This window comes from Deltaproteobacteria bacterium (assembly GCA_021737785.1).
Taxonomy (GTDB): Bacteria; Desulfobacterota; DSM-4660; order Desulfatiglandales; family Desulfatiglandaceae; genus AUK324.
On the sequence record JAIPDI010000014.1, the window covers coordinates 43,340 to 65,863 of the forward strand.

At 55.1% G+C, this 22,524-nt stretch carries 23 protein-coding genes; 10 read left to right on the forward strand and 13 right to left on the reverse strand.

Annotated features, from left to right (window positions below; genetic code table 11):
- Positions 1 to 17 precede the first annotated feature (17 nt).
- Positions 18 to 779: an RNA methyltransferase gene (locus K9N21_08855; protein MCF8144014.1), complete on the forward strand. Its 762-nt coding sequence runs from the start codon at positions 18 to 20 to the stop codon at positions 777 to 779.
- Positions 780 to 857: 78 nt separating this feature from the next.
- A complete protein-coding gene (locus K9N21_08860) occupies positions 858 to 1,247 on the forward strand; it encodes a hypothetical protein (protein ID MCF8144015.1) in 390 nt (129 codons plus the stop codon).
- Positions 1,248 to 1,313: 66 nt separating this feature from the next.
- Here the strand turns inward: K9N21_08860 and K9N21_08865 are convergent, their stop codons facing one another.
- A complete protein-coding gene (locus K9N21_08865) occupies positions 1,314 to 2,237 on the reverse strand; it encodes a tetratricopeptide repeat protein (protein MCF8144016.1) in 924 nt (307 codons plus the stop codon).
- Complete coding sequence (gene yidD, locus K9N21_08870; GenBank protein MCF8144017.1) at positions 2,230 to 2,508, reverse strand: membrane protein insertion efficiency factor YidD; 279 nt, start codon at positions 2,506 to 2,508, stop codon at positions 2,230 to 2,232. Before yidD ends, K9N21_08865 begins: the two co-directional genes overlap by 8 nt.
- Before the next feature lie 423 nt (positions 2,509 to 2,931).
- Here yidD and hflK point away from each other — a divergent pair, with 423 nt between their 5' ends.
- From hflK to K9N21_08885, 3 genes are read left to right on the forward strand one after another with little or no spacing between them, the layout of a single operon-like run.
- Positions 2,932 to 3,990 carry an FtsH protease activity modulator HflK gene (gene hflK, locus K9N21_08875; GenBank protein ID MCF8144018.1) on the forward strand — a complete coding sequence of 353 codons (1,059 nt, stop codon included), beginning with the start codon at positions 2,932 to 2,934 and terminating at the stop codon, positions 3,988 to 3,990.
- Positions 3,987 to 4,937, forward strand: a complete 951-nt coding sequence (gene hflC / locus K9N21_08880; GenBank protein MCF8144019.1) for a protease modulator HflC — start codon at positions 3,987 to 3,989, stop codon at positions 4,935 to 4,937. Before hflK ends, hflC begins: the two co-directional genes overlap by 4 nt.
- A 57-nt stretch (positions 4,938 to 4,994) precedes the next feature.
- Positions 4,995 to 5,477, forward strand: a complete 483-nt coding sequence (locus K9N21_08885) for an amino acid-binding protein (GenBank protein ID MCF8144020.1) — start codon at positions 4,995 to 4,997, stop codon at positions 5,475 to 5,477.
- Here K9N21_08885 and recJ read toward each other — a convergent pair.
- The 4 genes from recJ to K9N21_08905 form a co-directional block, all read right to left on the reverse strand.
- Positions 5,467 to 7,194 carry a single-stranded-DNA-specific exonuclease RecJ gene (gene recJ / locus K9N21_08890; GenBank protein MCF8144021.1) on the reverse strand — a complete coding sequence of 576 codons (1,728 nt, stop codon included), beginning with the start codon at positions 7,192 to 7,194 and terminating at the stop codon, positions 5,467 to 5,469. The genes K9N21_08885 and recJ overlap by 11 nt on opposite strands.
- A gap of 34 nt (positions 7,195 to 7,228) precedes the next feature.
- Complete coding sequence (gene kdsB, locus K9N21_08895) at positions 7,229 to 7,963, reverse strand: 3-deoxy-manno-octulosonate cytidylyltransferase (protein ID MCF8144022.1); 735 nt, start codon at positions 7,961 to 7,963, stop codon at positions 7,229 to 7,231.
- A gap of 84 nt (positions 7,964 to 8,047) precedes the next feature.
- On the reverse strand, positions 8,048 to 8,419 hold the full coding sequence (gene queD, locus K9N21_08900) for a 6-carboxytetrahydropterin synthase QueD (protein ID MCF8144023.1): 372 nt from the start codon (positions 8,417 to 8,419) through the stop codon (positions 8,048 to 8,050).
- 10 nt (positions 8,420 to 8,429) lie between these two features.
- Positions 8,430 to 8,777 carry a zinc ribbon domain-containing protein gene (locus tag K9N21_08905; GenBank protein ID MCF8144024.1) on the reverse strand — a complete coding sequence of 116 codons (348 nt, stop codon included), beginning with the start codon at positions 8,775 to 8,777 and terminating at the stop codon, positions 8,430 to 8,432.
- Positions 8,778 to 9,053: 276 nt separating this feature from the next.
- Between K9N21_08905 and K9N21_08910 the strand changes: the two genes are divergently transcribed.
- From K9N21_08910 to K9N21_08925, 4 genes are all read left to right on the forward strand, one after another.
- On the forward strand, positions 9,054 to 9,860 hold the full coding sequence (locus tag K9N21_08910) for a mechanosensitive ion channel (GenBank protein ID MCF8144025.1): 807 nt from the start codon (positions 9,054 to 9,056) through the stop codon (positions 9,858 to 9,860).
- Between the two features lie 110 nt (positions 9,861 to 9,970).
- Positions 9,971 to 10,852 carry an NAD(P)-dependent oxidoreductase gene (locus tag K9N21_08915; GenBank protein ID MCF8144026.1) on the forward strand — a complete coding sequence of 294 codons (882 nt, stop codon included), beginning with the start codon at positions 9,971 to 9,973 and terminating at the stop codon, positions 10,850 to 10,852.
- Positions 10,853 to 10,949: 97 nt separating this feature from the next.
- Complete coding sequence (locus K9N21_08920; GenBank protein MCF8144027.1) at positions 10,950 to 12,908, forward strand: acetoacetate--CoA ligase; 1,959 nt, start codon at positions 10,950 to 10,952, stop codon at positions 12,906 to 12,908.
- Between the two features lie 347 nt (positions 12,909 to 13,255).
- Complete coding sequence (locus K9N21_08925; GenBank protein MCF8144028.1) at positions 13,256 to 14,344, forward strand: arginase family protein; 1,089 nt, start codon at positions 13,256 to 13,258, stop codon at positions 14,342 to 14,344.
- 180 nt (positions 14,345 to 14,524) lie between these two features.
- On the opposite strand, the gene aspT is transcribed toward K9N21_08925, so the two are convergent.
- The 3 genes from aspT to K9N21_08940 are packed head-to-tail and all read right to left on the reverse strand — an operon-like array spanning position 14,525 to position 18,090.
- Positions 14,525 to 16,228, reverse strand: a complete 1,704-nt coding sequence (gene aspT / locus K9N21_08930; GenBank protein ID MCF8144029.1) for an aspartate-alanine antiporter — start codon at positions 16,226 to 16,228, stop codon at positions 14,525 to 14,527.
- 18 nt (positions 16,229 to 16,246) lie between these two features.
- Positions 16,247 to 17,839: a bifunctional aspartate transaminase/aspartate 4-decarboxylase gene (locus tag K9N21_08935; protein ID MCF8144030.1), complete on the reverse strand. Its 1,593-nt coding sequence runs from the start codon at positions 17,837 to 17,839 to the stop codon at positions 16,247 to 16,249.
- Complete coding sequence (locus K9N21_08940) at positions 17,800 to 18,090, reverse strand: hypothetical protein (protein ID MCF8144031.1); 291 nt, start codon at positions 18,088 to 18,090, stop codon at positions 17,800 to 17,802. The genes K9N21_08935 and K9N21_08940 overlap by 40 nt, the downstream gene beginning before the upstream one ends.
- A gap of 141 nt (positions 18,091 to 18,231) precedes the next feature.
- On the opposite strand from K9N21_08940, the gene K9N21_08945 reads away from it, so the two are divergent.
- On the forward strand, positions 18,232 to 19,680 hold the full coding sequence (locus K9N21_08945) for a porin (protein ID MCF8144032.1): 1,449 nt from the start codon (positions 18,232 to 18,234) through the stop codon (positions 19,678 to 19,680).
- 216 nt (positions 19,681 to 19,896) lie between these two features.
- On the opposite strand, the gene K9N21_08950 is transcribed toward K9N21_08945, so the two are convergent.
- The 4 genes from K9N21_08950 to K9N21_08965 form a co-directional block, all read right to left on the reverse strand.
- Positions 19,897 to 20,217 carry a hypothetical protein gene (locus tag K9N21_08950; protein MCF8144033.1) on the reverse strand — a complete coding sequence of 107 codons (321 nt, stop codon included), beginning with the start codon at positions 20,215 to 20,217 and terminating at the stop codon, positions 19,897 to 19,899.
- A gap of 71 nt (positions 20,218 to 20,288) precedes the next feature.
- Positions 20,289 to 21,410, reverse strand: coding sequence for a phosphatidylserine decarboxylase (locus K9N21_08955; protein ID MCF8144034.1), 1,122 nt, complete (start codon positions 21,408 to 21,410; stop codon positions 20,289 to 20,291).
- Positions 21,411 to 21,823: 413 nt separating this feature from the next.
- A complete protein-coding gene (locus tag K9N21_08960; protein ID MCF8144035.1) occupies positions 21,824 to 22,099 on the reverse strand; it encodes a helix-turn-helix transcriptional regulator in 276 nt (91 codons plus the stop codon).
- Positions 22,092 to 22,445 carry a type II toxin-antitoxin system RelE/ParE family toxin gene (locus K9N21_08965; protein MCF8144036.1) on the reverse strand — a complete coding sequence of 118 codons (354 nt, stop codon included), beginning with the start codon at positions 22,443 to 22,445 and terminating at the stop codon, positions 22,092 to 22,094. The genes K9N21_08960 and K9N21_08965 overlap by 8 nt, the downstream gene beginning before the upstream one ends.
- Positions 22,446 to 22,524: the final 79 nt, after the last annotated feature.

Below are 22,524 nucleotides of genomic sequence, written 5' to 3' on the forward strand. Positions count from 1 at the left end.
CGCCTGCCCGAGCAGAGATGAGAATCATCGACATATTGAGCCCCAACAGCCGGGTATATAAGCGCCTTCTGAGACTCAAGACCGCGCGGGGCATCAAGAAATACGGCATGGCCCTTGTCGCGGGTCCGAGACAGGTCCATGAGGTGGCGCGGGACTTCCCGGATCGATGCGAGGCATGGATCTTTTCAGAGAAACAGCGCTCGCCGGTGACGGCCCCTGTCGACCCTATCCCCGGGTATCGCCTGGCAGATGAGCTTTTTCGTCAGATAGACCTCTTCGACACGGGCCGGCCGCTGCTGGTGGTCCGGTTCTCTCCATTTGCCTTGCTCATGGAAGAGGTCTGGCCCCCCGGCTGCACACTCTGCATCCCATTTCAGGACCCTGCCAATGTGGGAGCGGCGATCCGGGCGGCCGCGGCATTCGGCGTGTCGCGGGTGGTCATTCTGAAGGAGGCCGCCCATCCGTTCCACCCCAAGGCAATCCGGGCCGCAGGGGGCAATGTCTTCAGGGTGCCGATGGTGGAAGGGCCGCGACTCAGTGAGCTGGCCCCCCGGGGGGTGCCCGTCATTACCCTCTCCCCAAAGGGAGAGGATGTGTCGGCATATTGTTTTCCCCCACGCTTCTGCCTGGTCCCGGGGCTTGAAGGTCCCGGGATCCCTGGCGGTCTGAGCAGTGCGCAGGCCCTTGCCATCCCGATGAAAAACAGGGTGGAATCCCTCAACGCCGCCATGGCGACAGGGATCGTTCTGTACCTGTGGCAGAGGGGGCGGGCGGATTGAGAAAATCAGGGATTCAGGAATTGAGGGATTCAGGGATTCAGGAATTGAGGGATTGAACAAAATGGGAGACAATAGATAATGAACACCCCAAGAGAGATCCATGCGCTGATCGTGGAGAAAGATGAGAAGGTAGCAGAGGCGGTACAAGAGATATTGAAGCACAGGCACTACAGGATCACCCTGTTATCCAAAAGCACGGACGCCATCCGGCTTCTGAAGGAGAGGGACGTCTCGCTGGTGGTTGCGGGCGAGGCTGCGGACAGCGATTCCCCATTTCACATCATGAAGGAAATCGTGATGGCTTCCCCCATGACCTCTGTGATCCTCATTACCGATCTTCCAAAACAAGAGGTGGATGACACGGCCGAGGGGTATGGGATACTGGGACATACAGACAGATCCGTCAGGTCGGAAGAGATGATCCCCCTGCTGGCGTCTTTTGAGAAGATCCTCGGCGCTTTCCGATAGAATAGATTGTCCACGCCAGCCGGGAGGTCTGAATCGGGCGAAAATTAAAACCCTTATAGGTAGGGACTAAAACCGAAATGTGAACGCCAGCCCAGCCGGCCCTTTCTTGGAGGTAAGAAGGCGAAGATCAAAGCCGTCCAAAAGGCCTTTCCTGAAATCATCCCTTACCTTCCTGTTCCATTTGTGGGTAACATTTACCGCGCTGTAGATATTCCCTGCATACCAGCCTGCTTCAAAAAAGGCCAGGATCCCCCCCAATACGTCATGATCCTGATGAAAAGATTCTATCGTGGCCCAGATAAACAGCCCGTTCAAGAGGAATGCGACCATGGCATCTTTGTACCGGGATACATATACATGACCCAGCCCCGGGAGGACGCCTGCCATTACGCCGGCAACTACCGGATCTTTTTGAGGGAGCAATTCCCCCTTGAGGCTCTCGACGGAAAGCCGGGCCGCGTTAGGATAAAGGGGGTCTCCCATCCCCACCTTCCGGAAGTCTTCGGATGCCTCCTGCCACCGGTTTTCCTGCATTCGGATCCATCCCAGACGGTAATGGGCTGCATTTTCCAACTGAGAAGGGGGGTCGACATTCAATACTTCTCCGAAAAAACCCGCGGCCCGATCGAACATCCCCTCCTGGTAATAGGATTCCCCGGTCAAGAAGAGGGCCTTTCCGGCAAAGGGGCTATCGGGCGCGTCTCTGAAGGTGCGGGAGAAGACCTCCCGGGCCTCCCTGTATTGGCCGTCCTTGAGATAGCAGACACCGATCAGATGCTGCGCCAGGGAAACGCGACGTTCCTGGGGAAAAAAATAGATGAACCGATCAAATTCCACGATCGCCCGTTGGTATTGGCCCTTTTCCATATGTTCCCTGGCAAAGGCGAACTGCTCGTCACTGTCGATCGTCAGTTGCTCGGAAAAGGCCGGAGAAAGGCATAACAGAAGGATGCTCAATCCCCCGAGGAGGCAAACTACGCTTTTAGTCATGGACCTCATCATCGCTGCCATACCACCAAAAATCATTGTCTGTGACCGGATCGAAGATCTTTAACTCCCCGTCACGTCTTACGAGGGGAGAATGACGACCCTCATCCGCCTCGTGGATGAGACGGTCCACCATCATCACCCATCCCACAAAAAAACCGTGTTTCCTGAAGGCCTGGGCACTATAGGAAGAGCACGTGGGTTCACTGGGACAACGCTGGCCATCCACCGCGGAGATATGGGACCACACAGATGAGGCAAACCAGGCCCCGATGCTGAATTTGGATTCAGCTTTCTCATCCGGACCTGATGATTCAATCCGGTCCGGCCCGGAGATCGGGGTATCGCTGCACAGGGCCGGCCCGAGACCCACACCGCCGCTCAACAGCACAATAAACAAAATGCTTCTGAATGCCAAGGAAAACACAGCCAAATTGAATGATGCCCTTATTTTACCGGTTACTGGATACCGGATGTTAAATTACGGTCCGACACCTGATCTCTTTTCTCTTTCACCGCTCACACCCTAACGAAGCCCAGTCCATAAGTCAAGCGGTTCGCGATTCATGATAAAAGGTCATTATTCCTTGACCTCAGTCGCTTTTCCCTATATCCTTATAGGGTATATTTATTGTTCTTTCCCTTGGAATCCTCTTACGGGGAAAGGGCGCCACCGAAAATGACAAGGAGAAATTCTATGGCCTGGGACTGGGATAAACTGCAGGAGCAGAGAAAAAAGCCGTCAGGAGGCGGAGGCCCCCCCGGCACTCCTCCGAGCATCGAGGACGTATTTGAAAAAATCAAAGGGGCCAGAAAGAAACTCCCCGGCGGCACATGGATTATTGTTGTTGCCATCATTCTGATCTTTCTCGGATCGAGTAGTTTCTATACGGTAGCCGTGGATGAGGTCGGGATTATACAGAGGTTCGGCAAGTACACCCGGACCACGCAGCCGGGTCTCAATTTCAAGCTGCCGCGGGGGATTGAAAAAGTCACCAAGGTTAAGGTCAAGTATGTATTCAAGGAGGAATTCGGGTTCCGGACCCTCGAACCCGGCGTTCGGACGCGGTATACCTCCGACGCCTCCTATGAAAACGAGGCCCTTATGTTGACGGGCGACCTGAACGTGGCCGTGGTCCCCTGGATCGTTCAATATCGCATCAAAGATCCCTTCAATTATCTCTTTAAAGTCAGAAACATCCGGTCCACATTCAGGGACCTGACCGAGGCCAGCATGCGCCTGGTGGTCGGCGACAGCAGCATCAACGAGGTCATCAGCAAACGTGAAGAGCTGGCCATTAAGGCCAAGGAACTGTTGCAGAGATACCTGGACGAGGCCGAAACCGGCATCCAGCTGGTCACCGTGGAGATGAAGCGCACCAATGTCCCTGAACCGGTTCAGCCGTCGTTTAATGAGGTGAACCAGGCGGTTCAGGAAAAAGAGAGACTGATCTATCAGGCCAAAGAGGCATATAACAAGGTGATTCCCGCTGCCAAAGGAAATGCGGAAAAGACCATCAAGGCGGCCGAAGGATATGCCCTCGACCGGGTGAACCGCGCCCAGGGGGATGCGGCCCGGTTCCTGGACCTGTATGAGGCCTATGCCCAGGCGGAAGACGTCACCCGCCGGCGTCTCTATCTGGAGGCCATGGAGAACATCCTGCCAAGACTGGGGAGCAAATATGTTGTGGATGCGGATCAAAAGAATTTTCTCCCCCTGCTCAACCTCGGGAAATCGGAAGGAGGCACCAAATGAAATTAAAACTCTTGATCATCCCGATTATTATTATTCTGATCGCCGTCTTCTCGTCGGCATATGTCATCGATGAGACCGAACAGGTCATCATTACCCAGTTCGGCAAGGTGATCGGCGAGCCGAAAACAGATCCCGGTCTCAATTTCAAGATCCCGGTTATCCAGAATGCCAACTTCTTTCCCAAGAACCTCCTTGCATGGGATGGCGACGAGGGCCAGGTCCCCACCTTGGACAAGACCTTCCTCTATGTGGACGCCTTTGCGCGCTGGAAGATCGTCGATCCGTTGAAATTCTTTCAGACCGTCAACAATATGACCGGCGCCCTGGCCCGCCTGGATGACATCATCGACCCGGCCGTCCGAAATTTCGTCACCTCCTATTCCCTCATTGAAACCGTCCGGAACAGCAACCGGGTATTGGATAAGCTGGATGTGGAGGTTGAAGATGCCATGCAAGAGGAACTCCTGGCAAAGGTCACCACCGGGAGACAAGAGATTACCCGGGGGATTATGGCCCAGGCCCAGCCCAAGCTCGTGGATTTCGGGATTGAATTGGTGGACGTGCAGATTAAAAGGCTCAATTACGTGGAGCAGGTGCGCAAATCGGTGTATTCGAGGATGATCGCCGAAAGAAACCAGATGGCCCAGAAGTTCCGGTCAGAGGGCGAGGGTGAGGCCCGGAGCATAGAGGGAAACCGGGATAAGGAGCTGAAACGGATCACATCCGAGGCATACCGGATCGCCCAGGAAAAGATGGGCAAGGCCGATGCCGAGGCCACCACCATCTATGCCCAGGCATACGACAAGAGTCCGGAATTCTATTCATTTGTGAAATCCCTCGGCGTCTACGAAAAGACCATGGATAAAGATACCTCTCTTATTCTGTCAACCGACTCGGACTTTTTGAGGTTTTTCAAGAGCTACAGGGATGAGGGGGTAGTCAGGTAAGCTGATTTTTGTTTCAGACGTTTTCATGACGTTCTCTAATCATTCAGGAGACCGATAATGGTAAGGACCGAGATATCCCTCTTTCTCAAGAATGCCCCCGGCGAACTTGGTAAGTTGACCGCCATGCTGGCGGAGGCCGGGATCAACATCGATGCATTGACCATCCAGGATGCCTCCGAGTATGTGCAGGCCCTGTTCAAGGCGAGGGGAAAATCGCTCAAGCGGGTGGCGCCGGCAGCGAGCTATGGCTCCATGCAGAAGGACTCTGCTGACCATGCGCTCATCCGGCTCCTGGTGGGCAACACGGACAAGGCGGTCGACCTCCTGTCCAAGGGCGAATACGTCTTCGACCTAATGCCGGTCATCGCCCTGGAGATCGACAACCAGCCCGGCAGTCTGGCTGAAATGGCCAAAAAATTCGGCGAGGAAGGGATCAATATCAATTATGTGTATGGGTCCGCGCTTCCCGGCGATCACCGGGCACTCTTCATATTCTGCCCTGAAGATATCGATCTGGCCGCGCGGATCTTCAAGGATTAGCCCTGGTGGCACGCCTCAGGTCAACGATCTTGAGCTGGATCGTCTCCGACCCCTGCCATCGGTTTAACTCCGGCGTGAAAAGGACGTCCACGCGCTCCCCCAGAAGGGTATGATAGCGGCCCAGTCCGAAACCGATGCTCTCGTGAATGGTGTCTCCCTGCCGCAGCCGGACCTTGAGATGGCGCTCCCCCACCACCCGTGCGCCCAGGACATCGAGGGATCGGGCCAGGAAGACCGGCTCGGGGTTCTGCTCTCCGAACGGGGAAAGGGTGGCGATATCGTGAATCGTCTGCCGGCTTATGTCTTTCAAAAATAGAGAGGCATCCACAGGGATCACCGGGACCATGTCCTGCTCCGACAGTTCGCCCCCGGCAATCTCTTCCAAATCTCTTTTCAGGTCCTCGAGGTTTCCTTCATTCAGTCTGAATCCGGCCGCATGGGCATGTCCTCCGAATCTGTCAAACAGCGGAGACAGGCGATTCAAGGCCCTGTAGAGATTAAATCCGTCGATACTCCTGCCGGACCCGGACGCGACGCCGTCCCTCGTACCCACCACCAGTGAGGGACGATGATATCGATCCACCAGCCTCGAGGCCACAATCCCCAAAACACCCTGATGCCAGTTCTCCCCCCACAAAAGAAGGGTTCTGCGATCAACGATCAGGGGGTCGCGCCGAATCATCTCCTCGATCCGATCGAGGATGCTCTGTTCAAGGCCCTGTCGCCGCATATTGGCGACATTCAGCATCCGGGCCTGGATTCCGGCGGCTTCATCTTCGCCCACCGTCAATATGGCGAGCCCGGCGTCGGAATCCCCCATTCTTCCGGGGGCATTAAGACGCGGTCCCAGCCTGAACGCCAGATCATCAGCAGTGACCGCGGAACGGTTCACGCCTGTCGCATCCATCATGGCCCTTATTCCGGGCCATCTGGAATCACCCATGCGCCGCAGACCGCATGCGACCAGCATCCTGTTCTGCCCGGTCAGGGGAACCCGATCCGCGGTCGTCCCCAGGGCCACCAGATCAAGATATTCCCTCAGATCGGGCTCGGTCCGTCCGTTAAACCATCCCCTTCTCCTCAAGGCACCCCTTACGGCAACAGCCAGGAAAAAGGCCAGCCCCACCCCTGCAAGGTGCTTGAACGGGAAGGCGCAGTCCGGCTGGTGCGGGTCGATGACCGGACAGTCGGGGCGGGACGTTGGGGGCGCCTGATGGTGATCCGTTACCACCACCTTGAGGTGCAGTTGCTTTGCCAGGGCGATCTCCTTTTCACCGGAGATACCGCAGTCGACGGTGATGATCAGTCCTGTCCCGCGACTGTGGAGGGTTCGAATGGCCCCGCCATGAAGTCCGTACCCCTCCTCCAACCGGTTAGGCACATAAGAATCCGCAGGGACGCCGAGATCAGAAAAAAAGTTGCGCAGGAGGGCCGTTGCCGTGAGCCCGTCCGCATCGTAATCGCCATAGATGGTGATCTTATCCCGGTTTTTAATGGCCGCCAGAATAGCTTCCACGCCTTTTTCCATCCCCTTCATGAGCATGGGATCCGCCATCTGGGAAAGGCCCGGGGACAGAAACGATGCGGCTGAAGCCTTCTCCGTGATGCCCCGGTTGATGAGGAGCTGGGCCTGGAGGGCGGTCAGGCCGGCCTCATGGGCAAGTTGATTGGCAGCAGGGGAAGCGGGAATCAGTTTCCAGACTTTATGGGGAAGCACGATTACGGACTCACTTGAGGTCTTGTAAAATTGTTCATCCGCCGAGGAGGGCCTCAATGGCCTTCACGTCTTCGGGGATATCCACTTCCACGGAGTCGACCAGGGTCTCAGGGACTTTGATTCTGTAGCCGTGCTCCAATGCCCGCAATTGCTCCAGCTTCTCCAGGGATTCAAGAACCCCCGGGTCGAGGGAAGTAAATCGGATCAAGAACGCCATTCGGAAGCAGTAAACGCCGAGGTGCTTGAAATGAACACCGGCAGGGACGCCGTCGCGACAATACGGGATGGGGCAGCGGGAAAAATATATGGCAAATCCGTCTCTGTCGGTGACCACCTTGACATGATTGGGATTCTGAATCTCCCGGGTGTGCGTTATTCGATATTTCAACGTACTCATCGGCAGGGTCGTATCTTCTATCAGGGGCCTGACCAGGTCGGTAACCACCGACGGCTGAAAAGAGGGTTGATCCCCCTGGATGTTCACCACCAGATCCCCTTCTTCAAGCCCCACCTTCAGGGCGGCTTCGGCAATGCGGTCCGTCCCGGAACAATGGGTGGGAGAGGTCATCAGGGCATTCCCCCCGAATTGACGGACGCAGTCCGCGATCCGCTCGTCATCGGTTGCCACATAGACCGCCGAAAGTTCCGGGCACGATCGTGCCCGTTCGTAGGTATGCTGGATCATCGGTTTGCCCGCGATCAAGGCCAGGGGTTTGCCGGGGAAACGGGATGACGCATATCTTGCGGGTATAAAAGCGGTTATTTTCATCGACACCTATTGAGGACTCAGAAATTCCGAATTCAGGAATTCAGGAATTGGCAAACTGTTTTCATTTATAATTCCCCAAATCCCTCAATCCCTCCAGTAAGTCGCACAGGCCGTATCCGACTCCCAGGCCGTGACCCTGCTGATCTTGACATGCTCGGAATTCAGGTCCCGGGAAAGGGATTCAAAAATGTGGCGGGCGATATTTTCCGAGGACGGCTCCATCGTCTTGAAGGGTTCCAGATCATTTAAAAATTTGTGGTCCAGAGCATCAAGGATATTCTTGGTCCCCTGTTTTATCTCCCTGAAGTCTATCAACAGACCGTCGTCGCCCAATTTGCTGCCGGCAACGGTTACCTCGATCTTCCAGTTATGCCCGTGGAGGTTCTCACATCCGCCTTCAATCCCCTGTAACTGGTGTGCGGCGGCAAACTGGTCGGTTATCTTGAGTTCGTACATTGGGTACCCTTTACTCAACCTTCTCTGTGTCTGCGTCGTCATCGGACGGTTTCTCTTCCATCACAGGACCTGTCTCCTGTGCGACAAATTCACCATCATCCCCCACAATCCTGCCGCACTCAGTGCACTTTCCGTCTATGATGATTCCCGTACAGGTTCCGTCAGGACACAACACCCTGTCTTCAAAATCAGGCTCGCCGTCCTCGTCCATAACCTCTTCGTGCTGTGAAACCCGTTGCAGATCTTCCTTTAAAGGCGTCCCGCATGCCATGCAATAATTGGCGGTCTCAAAGACGGTTTCCCCGCATCTCGGGCAGGGAACACCCGGGATCTCCTTCTCACAATGTGGGCATTTCATTCTTATTGTCTCCTTTCTTGAAACGGGTACCCCACCAATCGTGGGAAATAGACCTGTCACGCAGGGGAAACCACGCCTCTTCCCAGCGCCCCCCCAAGCAAGTCACCAACTATAGAAAAATTAGAAGTAGGTGTCAAACATTAAGGGGAGGGCAGGCGACAGCGGACGGTTTCTTTTTGCTTGAAACCTAAGGTGTATGTGGGTATAGTTCTTCGGAAAAAACCTACCTGCCCCCATTTTATGTGGAAGCGAGACATTGATTGAAAGGAGCGAGACATGTCGGAAACTGTAGACCACATCACTGTTTTCCTGACGACGTACGGAATGCAGGTGATCGGCGCCATCATTATTCTGATACTTGGGCGCATTGCTGCGGGAATCGGACGAAAACTCATCCACAGGGTACTGACCAGATCCAAAACCGACAGCGCGGTCATCTCATTTGTCGAGAACCTGACCTATTTTCTTATACTGACCTTTGCAGTCCTGGCGGCACTGGCCAAATTCGGGATTCAGACCGCTTCGTTCGTGGCTGTTATCGGCGCGGCCGGCTTTGCAGTGGGCTTCGCCCTGCAGGGCTCCCTCGGCAATTTTGCAGCAGGCGTATTGATCCTTGTCCTGCGTCCCTTTAAAACCGGAGACTATATCGACGGCGCGGGGGTCGCCGGAACCGTCAAGGATATCGAACTCTTCAACACCATCCTGGCCACTGTGGACAATGTCAAGATCATGGTGCCCAACGGAAAACTCTTCGGAAATGTGATTAAGAACTTTTCGGCCTACGATACGCGTCGCATCGATCTCGTTGTGGGAATCGGCTACAGCTCCTCCATCGGGAAGGCCGTTGAGGTCTTGCAGGAGCTGATCAAAAAAGAGACAAGGATCCTGTCTGATCCGCCGGCCCAGATTGCTGTAAACGAGCTGGCGGATTCCAGCGTCAATCTGGTGGTCCGACCTTGGGTCAAGAAGGAAGACTACTGGGGCGTCCGGTGGGACCTGACCCGCGCCATCAAAGAGTCCTTTGACGAACATGGCATTGAGATTCCGTTCCCCCAGCATGCGGTTCATATGGCTTCCGAGTAAACTGCTTCGGCGGGTATCAGACGGGCGACGCCATCCCGTGTTCAGGAGGCAGTCATCTCCTGTCGGGCTGCAACCCTGAGGGAAGGCCGTCACAGATGGAGGACAAGACAATGAATATCGGTTGGATCGGCACAGGCGTCATGGGGACCTCCATGGCCGGGCATCTTCAGAAGGCGGGTCATACCCTTTCGGTCTTCAGCCGGACGCGGCAAAAGGCGGAAGTGCTCATTGAAAAAGGGGCTCAGTGGGTTGATTCGCCGGCAGAGGCGGCCGCGAATGCGGACATCGTCTTCACCATCGTCGGTTTCCCCGAGGATGTCCGGGAGGTCTATCTGGGCGAGAAGGGGATCCTCAGCCGGGACCCCGCATGCCGCATCGTGGTGGACATGACCAGCAGTCAGCCCAGCCTGGCCGCGACCATCTTCGACGCGGCCGAGAAAAAGGGGATCGAAGCCCTGGACGCCCCGGTTTCAGGGGGCGATATCGGCGCGAGAGATGCAAAACTGGCCATCATGGTCGGCGGCAAAAAGGAGACCTTTCTAAAGGTGCTCCCCCTGTTTCAGCTCATGGGACCCACCATCTCCTACATGGGAGGGCCGGGGAGCGGACAGCACACCAAGGCGTGCAACCAGATTCTCGTCGCCGGAAATATGATAGGGGCCTGTGAGGCCCTCCTCTATGCCTCCAGGCAGGGGCTTGACATGCAGCAGGTCATCGACATCGTGGAAAAGGGCGCGGCCGGGTCATGGTCCATCAGCAACCTGGGGCCGCGCATTGTTCGAGGCGATTACGGACCCGGATTTTTTGTGGAGCACTTTATCAAGGATATGGCCATCGCCCTGGAAGAATCCGCGGCTGTCGGCCTTGCGCTTCCGGGACTGGCACTGGTTCAACAACTCTACATCGCAGTCAAGGCCCAGGGACACGGTCGCTCGGGGACCCAGGCGCTCTTTCTTGGCCTGCAGGCCATGAGCAGAGAAATGCGCGACTGAGACAAAGCAATTTCAGGTGTGGCGTGTGAAGTTCGAAATCAATTTACCTTTACACCCGGCACTCGTTGTTATTTAACAGAAAGAGGAGGAAGGGATTATGGCCAAACTGTTGTGGCAGCCGTCAAAGGAGAGGATCCGAAGTACCAACATGTATCGGTTCATGATGTTCGTCAATGAAAGGTACCAAAAGGATTTTGCCGAATATGCCCCGCTCTACCAGTGGTCCATCGACAACATCCCCGATTTCTGGGCGTCCATGTGGGAATTCGCCGGCATCAAGGCGTCCAGGCCCTATACCCGGGTGGTGAACGATGTCACAAAGATGCCCGGGGCCAGATGGTTTCAGGGGGCGGAACTCAATTTCGCGGAAAACCTCCTCCGTTATCGCGACGATCGTGTGGCGCTTATCTTTAAAGGCGAAGACCAGGCCCCCATCCGGATGACCTATAAAGAACTCTATGATGAGGTGGCACGGGTTGCGGCACCTCTGAAGGAGGCCGGGGTCCAGCCGGGAGATCGCGTGGCAGGCTTCATGCCCAATATGCCCCAGACCGTCATCGCCATGCTTGCTGCCACCAGCCTGGGGGCCACATGGTCTTCCTGTTCCCCCGATTTCGGTATCAAGGGCGTGCTGGACCGCTTCGGTCAGATCAAACCGAAGGTCCTCTTCACGGCCAACGGATATTCATTTAAAGGAAAGAAATTCGATTCCCTCGGACGGGTTTCCGATATTCTGAAGGAGATCCCCTCCATTGAAAAGGTGATCGTCGTCCCCTATACAGAAGAGGATCCCGACATCGGCCGGCTGGACAGGGCCGTGGCCTACAACGCGTTCAAATCCAAGGGCGACACACCCCCGGAGATCGAATTCAGGCAGCTCCCTGCCGATCATCCCCTGTATATCATGTTCACCTCCGGCACCACAGGACTTCCCAAGTGCATGGTCCAGAGCGCAGGGGGCATCCTGTTGCATCACATGAAGGAACTCATGCTCCACACCGACCTGAAGCGGGATGACACCATCTTCTACTTCACCACCTGCGGATGGATGATGTGGAACTGGCTCACCAGTTCTCTGAGCGTCGGCGCCACCCTGGTCCTTTTTGACGGCAATCCCTTCCATCCGGATCCGGGGGCCCTCTGGAAAATGGCGCAGGATGAAAAAGTCACCATCTTCGGGACCAGCGCCGGCTATATTGCCGCCATCCAGAACGAAGGCGTGACCCCCGGCAAAACATACGACCTCTCCCCTCTGAAGGCCGTCCTCTCAACAGGCTCCCCCCTCTCGGTGGAAGGATTTGAATACATCTACAGCGAGGTGAAACAGGACCTCCAACTGGCCTCCATCTCCGGGGGATCCGACATCAACGGCTGCTTTGCCGCAGGCAATCCCATGGGTCCGGTCTATGCGGGCGAACTCCAGTGCAGGTGCCTGGCCATGAAGGTGGAGGCATTTGACGAAAACGGGCAACCGGTCATCAATCAGCAGGGGGAACTGGTCTGTACGGCCCCGTCCCCATCCATGCCCATCTATTTCTGGGATGACCCGGACGGCAAAAAATATCATGCCGCCTATTTTGACGTATACCCCAATATCTGGAGACACGGGGATTTCATAGAGATCAATGATCGGGGGGGGGTGGTCATCTATGGCCGTTCGGATGCCACGTTGAATCCCGGCGGTGTCCGAATCGGGACCGCGGAAATCTACCGGCAGGTGGAAGGGATGGATGAAATCGACGACAGCCTTGTGGTGGGTCAGGAGTGGAAGGGCGATGTCCGGGTGATCCTCTTTGTCAAGATGGCTGAAGGCCATGCATTGACGGACGAACTCAAGAACAGGATCCGGACCACCCTGAGACAAAACGCCTCGCCCAGGCACGTGCCTGCCAAGATCATTGAAACCCCGGCTGTCCCCTATACCCTGAACATGAAAAAGGTGGAACTGGCGGTCAAGAAGGTCATCGAAGGTAAGCCCGTCCTGAACAAGGACGCCCTGAGCAACCCCGAGGCCCTGGACTTTTACGGGGACCTGAAAGCACTTCAGGAGGATTAGCCTGCTGCCGGCATGTGCGAACGGATACCGCAATTCGGCCTTCCCGTATGTCGAAGAGGTTCTGTTCATGTAAATTTTGTTCCATCAATTTTGATGGTCTCTTTCCGTCATTCCGGCGAAGCTTGTCCCGGGCTCCGATTCCCGCAAGTACGGGATCTTCGACCGGGAGCCGGAATCCAGTGTTCTCAAGCGCTTATGAAAACTCTGGACCCCGTCCCGCCATTCGGCGGGATTCAACGGGGTGACGACTTTTTACGAATGCATCAATTTTCAATTTTCAATTCTTGAATATTCAATTGCGCCTGAACGGGGTTTTCGTTTAGGCACAAAGTAGATAAAGGAACGCCTTGCAAGACTTCAACGGGAAAAAGGTGGTCTTTTTCGGATGCCCCCTGGACAGCGACGAGAGAGATGAATCTGTCCGGGAAAAGCTTTCCTGCATGGCCCCCGGGCAGGCAGGAGATGACCCCTACCCCTTTGTCATGGATTTCATCCGCAATGAGGTGGATCCGCGGCTCTGGGAGGAAATCGGGTCGTTGGACGTCCCCGAATGGCTCCGGCCCGTTCCCCCCCCAACGGAAAAGGGGAAACTGACGGCCGAAAATTTCATCGCCTTCATTGACAATAACGGATGCCGTACCTTTGCGGAGATGCTGGCGGAACATGTGGTGGCCGAGGTATATCCCCATACGCCATGCATGCTGGCCGTCGACCACTCCCTGACCGGGGGCGTTTTAAAACAACTGATGGGGCAATACCGGCCGGAAGACACCAGCCTGGTCATCCTGGACAGCCACACGGACGCGCTCCCTGCGGCCCTCGTGTCCGGCGCCATCCAGTACGACATGGAGACCAATCCCCAGTCGGTGTACGACCCGTCCGACCCCTTCCTGAAAAACCGCCCCGGGTCATACAATGCCTCGTCGTTTATCCGGCATGTATTGGAATCCGGTCTGATCACCCCGTCCAATCTCTACATTATCGGCATCAGCGATTACCCGCCCAAACGCTCCTTCCGAATCAAGGATGCGCGGATCAAAAAATATGTCGGGCTCTATTCAGGATTGAAACGGCAGGGGGTGACGCTCATTACCAAAAAGGACCTCATCAGCAGTCCTTCCAAGGTTCGCGATATCCTGGGACGGATTAAGACCCCCCATCTCTATGTCTCGATCGACATGGATGTCGGGGCCGGAAACGCCCTTGACGGGGTCCGTTTCAGAAATTGGCAGGGATTGAATGAACAGCAGATCTACGGCATGGCGAGGCTTCTTCGGGACATCCTTTCAAAGGGAACAGACCTCATCGGCATGGATCTGACCGAATTCAACCCGCGAAGGGCAGGTCCGGGCCCTTTCTCCGACATTGACCGCACCTACAGAATCGCCGCCAACCTGATCAGGAGATTGTGCTTTGGTCTGGATGAAAAGCACTAAAGCCGTCTGTGCGGGCCGGCGGGACGCTTTTATAAAATTCGGTAGCTTATGCCCTTGCCCGACTGAAAATCAGATGCCCGGCCAACATATTGCTTTCAGTCCGGAATCATGTCAACTAAATAATCAACGAGCCAGCCGGACTGCACCTCGGCCTCAGCAATGTGGATCTCGGGCAGGGCGTTATACCATGCTCACGATCAGGGCCCCCCAGACGGTAAGCAGGACGTTCCCAATGGCATAGGGAACCGTATATCCGATGACCGCAACCGCGCTTTTGGAATCCTCTTTAACCGAATTCAGGGCTGCGGTACAGGTACCGGCCCCGGTCATCGCCCCCAAGAGAAGGACGGGGTTGAGCTTGAGCACGTAGAGTCCAAAGATCCAGGTCAGGACATGGGGAATGCAGGTCAAACACACCCCGGCGATAAAGATGGTAATGCCCGCCTGTTTAAGGGCCGCAAGGGCCTCGGGACCGGCCGAGATTCCGACGCAGGCAATAAAAAGATTCAGCCCGAGGTCGGTAAAGATCCACTGGGCCGGGGTGGGGATCTGCCCCCAGGTGGGTCTGACCGACCGGAGCCACCCGAAGAAGATCCCTGAAACCAAAACGCCCCCGCCGACGCCGAGGGTGATGGGGACGCCCCCGACATTGATGGCCAGCAGGCCGACCAGGGTCCCGACGATGATGCCCATTCCCACCGTGACCAGATCGGTAATCTGGGTCCGGCGTTCAGGAAAGCCGACAGCCGCCGCCAGGGTCTCCACATCCTTGCGCGCGCCGATCACGGTGAGGATATCCCCCCTGTGCACCTTGAGCTTCGGGGCGAGGGGAAGTTCATGGCCCTGACGGGTCACGCTGCGGATAAAGCAGCCGTGCCCCAGACCCGTGAAGATCTCGCTGATGGATTTTCCGTCCAGGGCCTTATTGGTCACGCAGATGCCGAGGATCTCTCCGACCATTTCCTGAACCACCTTGTCGTCGACCTCCGGGCCGATGATCTCCCAGGCGTTGAAGACCCGTGACCGGAACCCGGTGAGAACGACAATATCTCCTTTATCCAACCTGAGGTCCCGGTTAAACTCATCGATAACCTGGTCCCCTTTCTTGATCCGGTCAACCGCTATCCTTTTCGGGAACAGGGCTTCGACCTCCTGGACCGTTTTTCCGATGGCCTCCTTTTTGTCAACCCGGTAGGCCCTGGGAACCACCAGGTTTGACCAGTGAAAGGCCTCCACCGATTCGGTCTGATCCAGGGAACCGAGTTCGGCCTCCGCCCTCTTTGCCGCTTCGGGGAGGTTGATGCGCCAGAGGCCGGAAAGGACTTTCAGGAGGATGATCAGGCCCGCGGTCCCGAAGACATAGGTGACGGCATAGGCAACCGCGATATCGGACTTGAGATCCAGGACCTCGCTGACCCTCCCGGCAGTCAGCTTCTGGATGGCCCCGCTGGCGGTCCCGATGACCGAAGACTGGGTCAGTGCCCCGGCCAAAAGCCCCCCGCTGTAGCCGCTGTTGAGGCCGAAGAGCCTGGCCAGGACGATTGCCGCGATCAGGGCCGCGACGCAGAAGAAAACGGAAATGGTCACATATTTCACTCCCCCGCGCTTCAGCCCCCCGATGAAATCGGGGCCGACTTTGTAACCGATGGCAAAGATAAAAAGCCCGAAGGAGATGGTCTTGATCAGGCCCAGATCAAGATGGGTATTGCGAAGGATCAAGGCCCCCAAAACAATCGCCACGATCAGGACGCTGGTGGTGGAACCGAGCGAAAAGGTCCCGAATTTGACCTTCCCGAGGGCATAGCCGGCCGCGAGGGATGCAAAGAGAAGGATCGACGGATTTTCACGGCAGAGCTGGAACACATCATGAATCAGGGTCTGCATGACACCACCTCCGTGAGGCTATTGATCAGATTCCCATTCCTTCCGGTAATCTTCCAGGAGTTCGCTGATCCCCTTTCCGATCTTGTCGTACTCGTCCTTGAAAAGGTTGGCCAGGGAGACCCGGATGGACATCTCCGGGGCGTCGAAACCGCCGCCGTCCATGAGAACGATCTCTTTCTCTTGAGCCAGTCTCCAGACAAAGTCGATCGGCTCATGGGAGGTCTCAAGCCACTTGGCAAATGCTTCCCCGTGGCGTTCCCTGGCCAGTTTGGGGATATCGATGGTGGTGTAGTAGCGCGCATAGCAGGGGAGTTCCGGGGCCGGGGCGCCCAGCCCTGCGTAAAGGGTCTCGAACCGTTCCCGGACCAGGTCCTGGGCCTCCTTACGGTATAGATGGCTGTCGGAATCGAGGAGTTCCTGGAAGGAAAAGAGCGCCATCATAACCTGCTGGGGGGTGGAGAGACCGGCGGTATGGTTGAGGGCCACCGCCCGGCTGTCGGCCACCAGCCGGTCGATCAGCTTCAGGCTGTCCGGGTCGGTGATGATCGGCGCGTAGCGCTGGTGGAGGGCCTTGCGCTTCTGCTCGGGGAGCGCGGCGATCATCGGGTCCATGACATTGTCCCGGTAGATCCCGATCACGCCCACCCGCCATCCGGTGGCGCCGAAATACTTGGAGTATGAGTAGACCAGAATGGTGTTCCTGGGGGCGATGGCGACCAGCGACTTGAACCCGTTGACAAAGGTGCCGTAGACATCGTCCGTGAGGATGATCAGGTCCTTTCTCCTGGAGTTGACCAGTTCTGCGATCTTGTTTAACGATGCGCTGTCGACGCTCACCGATGCAGGATTGGAGGGATTGACCAGAAAAAAGGCCTTGATATGGGGGTCTGTGAGTTTTTCCAGCTCCGCGTCCGGGTATTGCCAGTTGTTCTCCTCGTCCTGCTTGACCTCGATGACAACCAGTTCGTAGTCGTTGAGGATGGGGATCTCCAGGTAGGGGGTGAAGATGGGGGTGCCGAGCGCGATTTTATCCCCGGGGCTGATCAGACCATTTTCTTTGAGCGTGTTGAAAATATAGGTCATGGCCGCGGTCCCCCCTTCAACCGCAAAGAGGTCCATGGTCCCTTCAGGGGGCGTGTTGTCGCACATGGTGACGTCGAGATAGGCCCGGATGATCTTTTCGATGTTTTCGAGGATACGGTCCGGCGTAGGATAATGGTCGCCCAGGATGCCGTCCACCATCTCGCCCATAAAGGCGTCTCCGTCCAGTCCGATCTTCTCTGTGGCATATTGGTAGCTGTCCGCCAAAAACTGGGCCCCCCGCTGCTCGGCGTGGAAGCGGCAGAACTCCTGGAAGCGTTCCCCCATCCCCTTTGAGTCAGGGGCCCCGGCCAGCCCGGGCCGGCTCAGGACCCGGCGCCCTTCCTCGATGGCAAAAGCACCCAGGAGGAAGAAGGCCTCACGGGGCTCGGTCGCCACCCAGTTGGGGTTGCCCCGCCCGGCATTGAGCATCATCTTCTCCCGGTTGCCCTTTGCCATGGCAATCAGCTTGTTTTTGAGCTCAAAGGGACTCAGTGCCTCGTAACCTTTTTCGATTTCCGATATGCCCATGTCAATTGCCCTCCTGTGTTGGAATAATTCCACAGATACCCTTTATCGCATTTGGCGGGTAGCGTTGAACCCGTGACCGACTCCAATGTCAGTATTTGAGGTGGGACTTGAGCATATCCGCTGAGAAGTCCGTGGGCCGGCATCAACAGTAACCGGGCCTTGAAGGTGTCAAGCTCGCCCCCGAGAACGGCCGCGAGTTTCTCCAGGTCTTCCCCGCCGCCCACATCTCTTTCTGTTGTGGGTCGATCCATTTCTGCTTGCCTACCAGGATAGAAATATACTAACAACATGTAATTTTAACTAACATATAGAATCAATGAATATCAATCAATAAAAATTAGAAGAGGGTTAGGGTTCACTCAAAAACAGGCTCGCAGATGGGAGGAGTGATCATGAGGATTCAAGAACGACGGATATTGGTTTTGGGTATGGCGTTTATCCTCATATGTGTGAAGGGCTTCTGGGGCGTGGCCCTGGCCGGGGATGATGACGCAGTGAACAGACTGGAGCGCATTATCGAGGCGCAACAGCAACAGATCGAGGCACAGGCCAAGGCCTTGGCTGCCCTGCAGGCCCGCATGGATCAATTGACCAGAGAGAGTTCGGCCACCCGGGAGATCCTGAATAAGGGAAAAGAAGTGGTGGAGGCAACCAGAGAGGAGGCCGAGGGTGCGAAACGGGAAGCGGACATGGCCCTTCGCAAAGTGGAGGCCATCGACCCGGGCCGTGAAGAGGATCGGATGCTGGATCAGAAATTCATGCACTTCGAGGTCCCGAAAACCGAGACGGTGGTGACGGTTTCGGGTTTTGCCAAGGGCTCTGTCATCCACGACTTCGATGGCATCGCGAGCCCGACCGAATTTATCACCTCAGCCATCGTTGTGGACGGCAAACCGTCAGACGTGCCCGGCAGCCGGACAACCTTCACAGCCAATGACTCCCGCTTTGTAATAGGGTCCGCCACGCCCACGGGGATCGGGAGGTTGTCCACCTTTATCTCCGCGGACTTTTTCGGCAACACGGATTCAACGTCGCCCAAACTGAGACTGCGCCAGGCCTTCGGCCAGTTGGATGACTTTTTCCTCGGGGGGTCGCTACGTGTCGGGCAGTCCTGGTCCACATGGGACGATGTCCCGGGTTTACCCGAGACCCTCGACTTCCAGGGTCCTAACGGATCTCAGCAGACCCGGAAGCCTTTGGTGCGATGGGCACGCGACTTCGACAACCGGCTCGCTTTCTGGGCGGCGATCGAAAATCCTGACAGCAGCATCGAAAATGGAAACAGCGGGACCCGGTGGCCGGACGGCGTTCTCGCCCTCAATTACCTTGGTGCCTGGGGCCACCTCAAACCGGCGATCCTCTTCCGTGATGTCTGCGGGGAGGCATCCGGCAGCGGGATGAGGAGTGAATTCGGCTGGGGAGCATCTCTGTCGAGCAGGATCAACCTTCCGATTTTAGGAAAAAAGGATAACCTCAAATTTCAACTGGTCTACGGCAGGGGAATCGGGAGCTATATGAATGAGGATGGTGTCAATGACGGCGTCCTTGAAGGCGCTGAACTGAAGCTGCTCCCGGTGTTCTCCGGGTTTGGCGCCGTCCAGCACTGGTGGATGGAGGGTCTTCGCTCCAATGCGGTATTCGGGTGGGTGGACGTGGGCAACCAGGACGCTGAGTCCGGCAGCGCGCTGAGCCGGTCACTCTACCTGGCGGGAAACCTGATCTGGAGTCCGGTCAAGCAGATGGACATTGGCGGTGAATTCCTTTGGGGTCAGCGGAAGAACAGGGGCGGCGCGAGAGGCGCCGCCACACGGATACAGTTCAGCGCCAAATACAAATTCTAAACCCACGCAAAACTGCGGCAGCGGCAGCGAGGCACTCTTTTGAAATTGAGTAACTCACGCATCAAGCGAATAATTGACGGTTCTTGCGATGGACTCTCCCCTCTCCACTGAAAATCCAATGTTGGCCAAACTCATCTCCAGCTTTTTGGCAAGTGCCGTATGAGATATACCCAATTTCAATTAAACTTTTAAAGAAGATGTCCCCTTACACTGCGCTCACGCCTCAACCGCCGGAATAAAGTCACCCACATCATTGCTGTACACCCGTTTTCCCACGATCCCTTTTCGTTCCAGGTCCAGAATGCCGGCCCGCAGGGTGGCGATTCTGTCGTGATAGGTGTTAAGCCCGATGGAGAGAAGGGCGTCGAAGGGATCGTTCCGGCTCAGGGCTGCCTTGATGGCGGTGTATTTTGCGCGGCCCTGATGAAGAATGTCCAGAATGACCAGGCAGAGCTTGTCGGACAGACCCTCAAGAGGGAGTTTTCGAGCATGGCGGCGAACCTTTTTGCGCTGGTCCTGAAAAGCGAAGTCCTCCATGCGCCTTTACCCCTCTCCATGAAATACTGAGAGATGATCAACGTCCGAAGTTCATGGTGATCGAGCAACTTTCATGGCTCAACTATTGAAGCGCCGATCATTTCCCCCATATGAACATACACCGATCCTTTATCAAGGGGGATGGAAAACTCCACACGATCCGGCTCGAACAAAAGGATGATGGCGGAACCACCGTAAGCAAAATGGCCCAATTCATCTCCTTTCTCAACAACATCACCTGCCTGTCGGATGAATTCAATCGAACTGATCGTAAACATCCCCACGCTGACCATCCCCACCAAGCCAAAGTCATCCGTGTCAAATATAAAGTAGCCACGGCGATGTTCAAAGAAATAATCAACCCAGCCGCCGGTCATTCCATAATACAGCCCCGCAAGCTGGGCTTCAGAGATGATATCGCCTGTCACCGGAGAGTGGAAGCGGTGGTAATCGGTAGTTCCCAGCATACACAAAATCGCCTTGCCGCCAATAAAGGCTTCAGCCAGCTCATCTCCTCCGAGCAGTTCATCGACATGCAGGCTATCGCCTTTTGCCTCAATCCTGCTTTCCCCTGTCAACGAATCGGCTATCTTTATGACAGTCGAATCGGCTGGAGATATGAGAATGGCATTCTCTCCCGGCGCAGCAATGGGTCTCACGCCCTCCTTGAGGTTGCGCGTGAAAAAATCATTGAAGCTTTGGAACCCAGTTGCCGGGATGACGTAATCCTCAATGTTCACTTCAGGGTTGCTTGTCCAATAGGGGATCACACGGGCGGAGGCTTTACTGTCCATGAATTGCCCTCTTGCCATCATAAACTCATACACCCAATTCCTGAAAGGCGCTTCCAGAACAGCAGCCCGGCCAGCCGTCGAATCTGTAAATTCATAGAAGGCATCCATATACGTTCTGGCATCTGCCGGTGTCGGTTCAAAAACAAGCCATTCATCAAAAAAATCGTACATATTCTGTATGGTCTTCCCGTACCAGAAGGAGCCTTGTTCTTGTTGATTCAACACGTCAATGACCTGCTCACGGAGGCCAGGATCTGAGTCGAAAACACTCACCAGGTCCTGGACAATTGGCGAGTGGTTGGAATCTTTGTTTTGACCGTCTGACCCATCGCATGACGCTATTAAAAAGACTCCCAATAAACACACCAAACCCTTTATCGCAAACTTAATGGTTTTCAAGATGATAGATTGCCTCCTTTACGTAACTGGTTATTTTCTATGCAGATCGGTAGGGTGAGGTGAATTTTCCAACTTCTGGGGACGGATCATAGCCGATTTCGTCTTATGTTCCAACGATTGTGTGCCCATCGCCGTGGCTGGTGGGACGTACCCTTAACTTTCATATCTATTACCCTGAAAGCTGTTTGCCGAAGCGATCACTTCCCTGATCATTAAGTGATGTAACCCACCAGGTGCGTCACGTCTTGGTAATCCAGGCATACCCTATGTGTTTATCTCGTTCAAATATCGCTGTAAACTTAGAAACGTAAGGGATGTCCCGCAGCCACGCAGCCCTCGGGCAGTTAGCGACCACAATCACCTTTCAGCGGAAGCCGCAGGCTGAAGCTGATAGGTGCATTGTGATGTTCGCGTTATCCAACTTCAAGACGTAATTCTTTTCCAAGAGCATTGACGAATTTTTCCAAAGTAGAGAGTTTTATATCTTCTGCATGATTTTCAATTCTTGAGATAGCGGATTTTTTAGTATTCAATTTTACAGCGAGTTGTTCTTGTGTAAAACCCGCCTCTTCACGCGCCTGTTTCAATATTACGCCGATCTTGAATTGCTCGTATCCTGATTCAAAGTTCTCTGCGAACTTTGCATCCATAGACCTTCTTTTTTCTATATATTTATTAAGATCACTCATTTCTTTTCCTCCTGAAATATTCCCTTTTCCTCTCTTCAGCAATTTTGATGGCTTGCTTAGGTGTCTTTTGAGTCTTCTTTTGAAAGGCATGAGTCAAAACAACCAAATTAGGACCATCAAAAAAACCGATCAGGCGAAAAATATTTCGCCCTACGACAGCCCTAACTTCCCAGAGATCTTGAGTATTTACCATTTTCTTGAAATAAGTTGATGGCACTCGCTCAAGATCTTCTAAGAGCTTCAAAATCCAGGTTACTTTCCGCGCCTGCTTCGAAGAAAGGCTATCAAGAAAATCTTCAATGGGATTTTGACCTGATGCTGTCTTATAGAACAGTATTTTTCGCATCTTTTGTCATGTTAACACGCGGGTTAACTTTGTCAAGGTGGAAATTAAGGCAATCTTATGGAGTTGGCGGAGGTTGGTG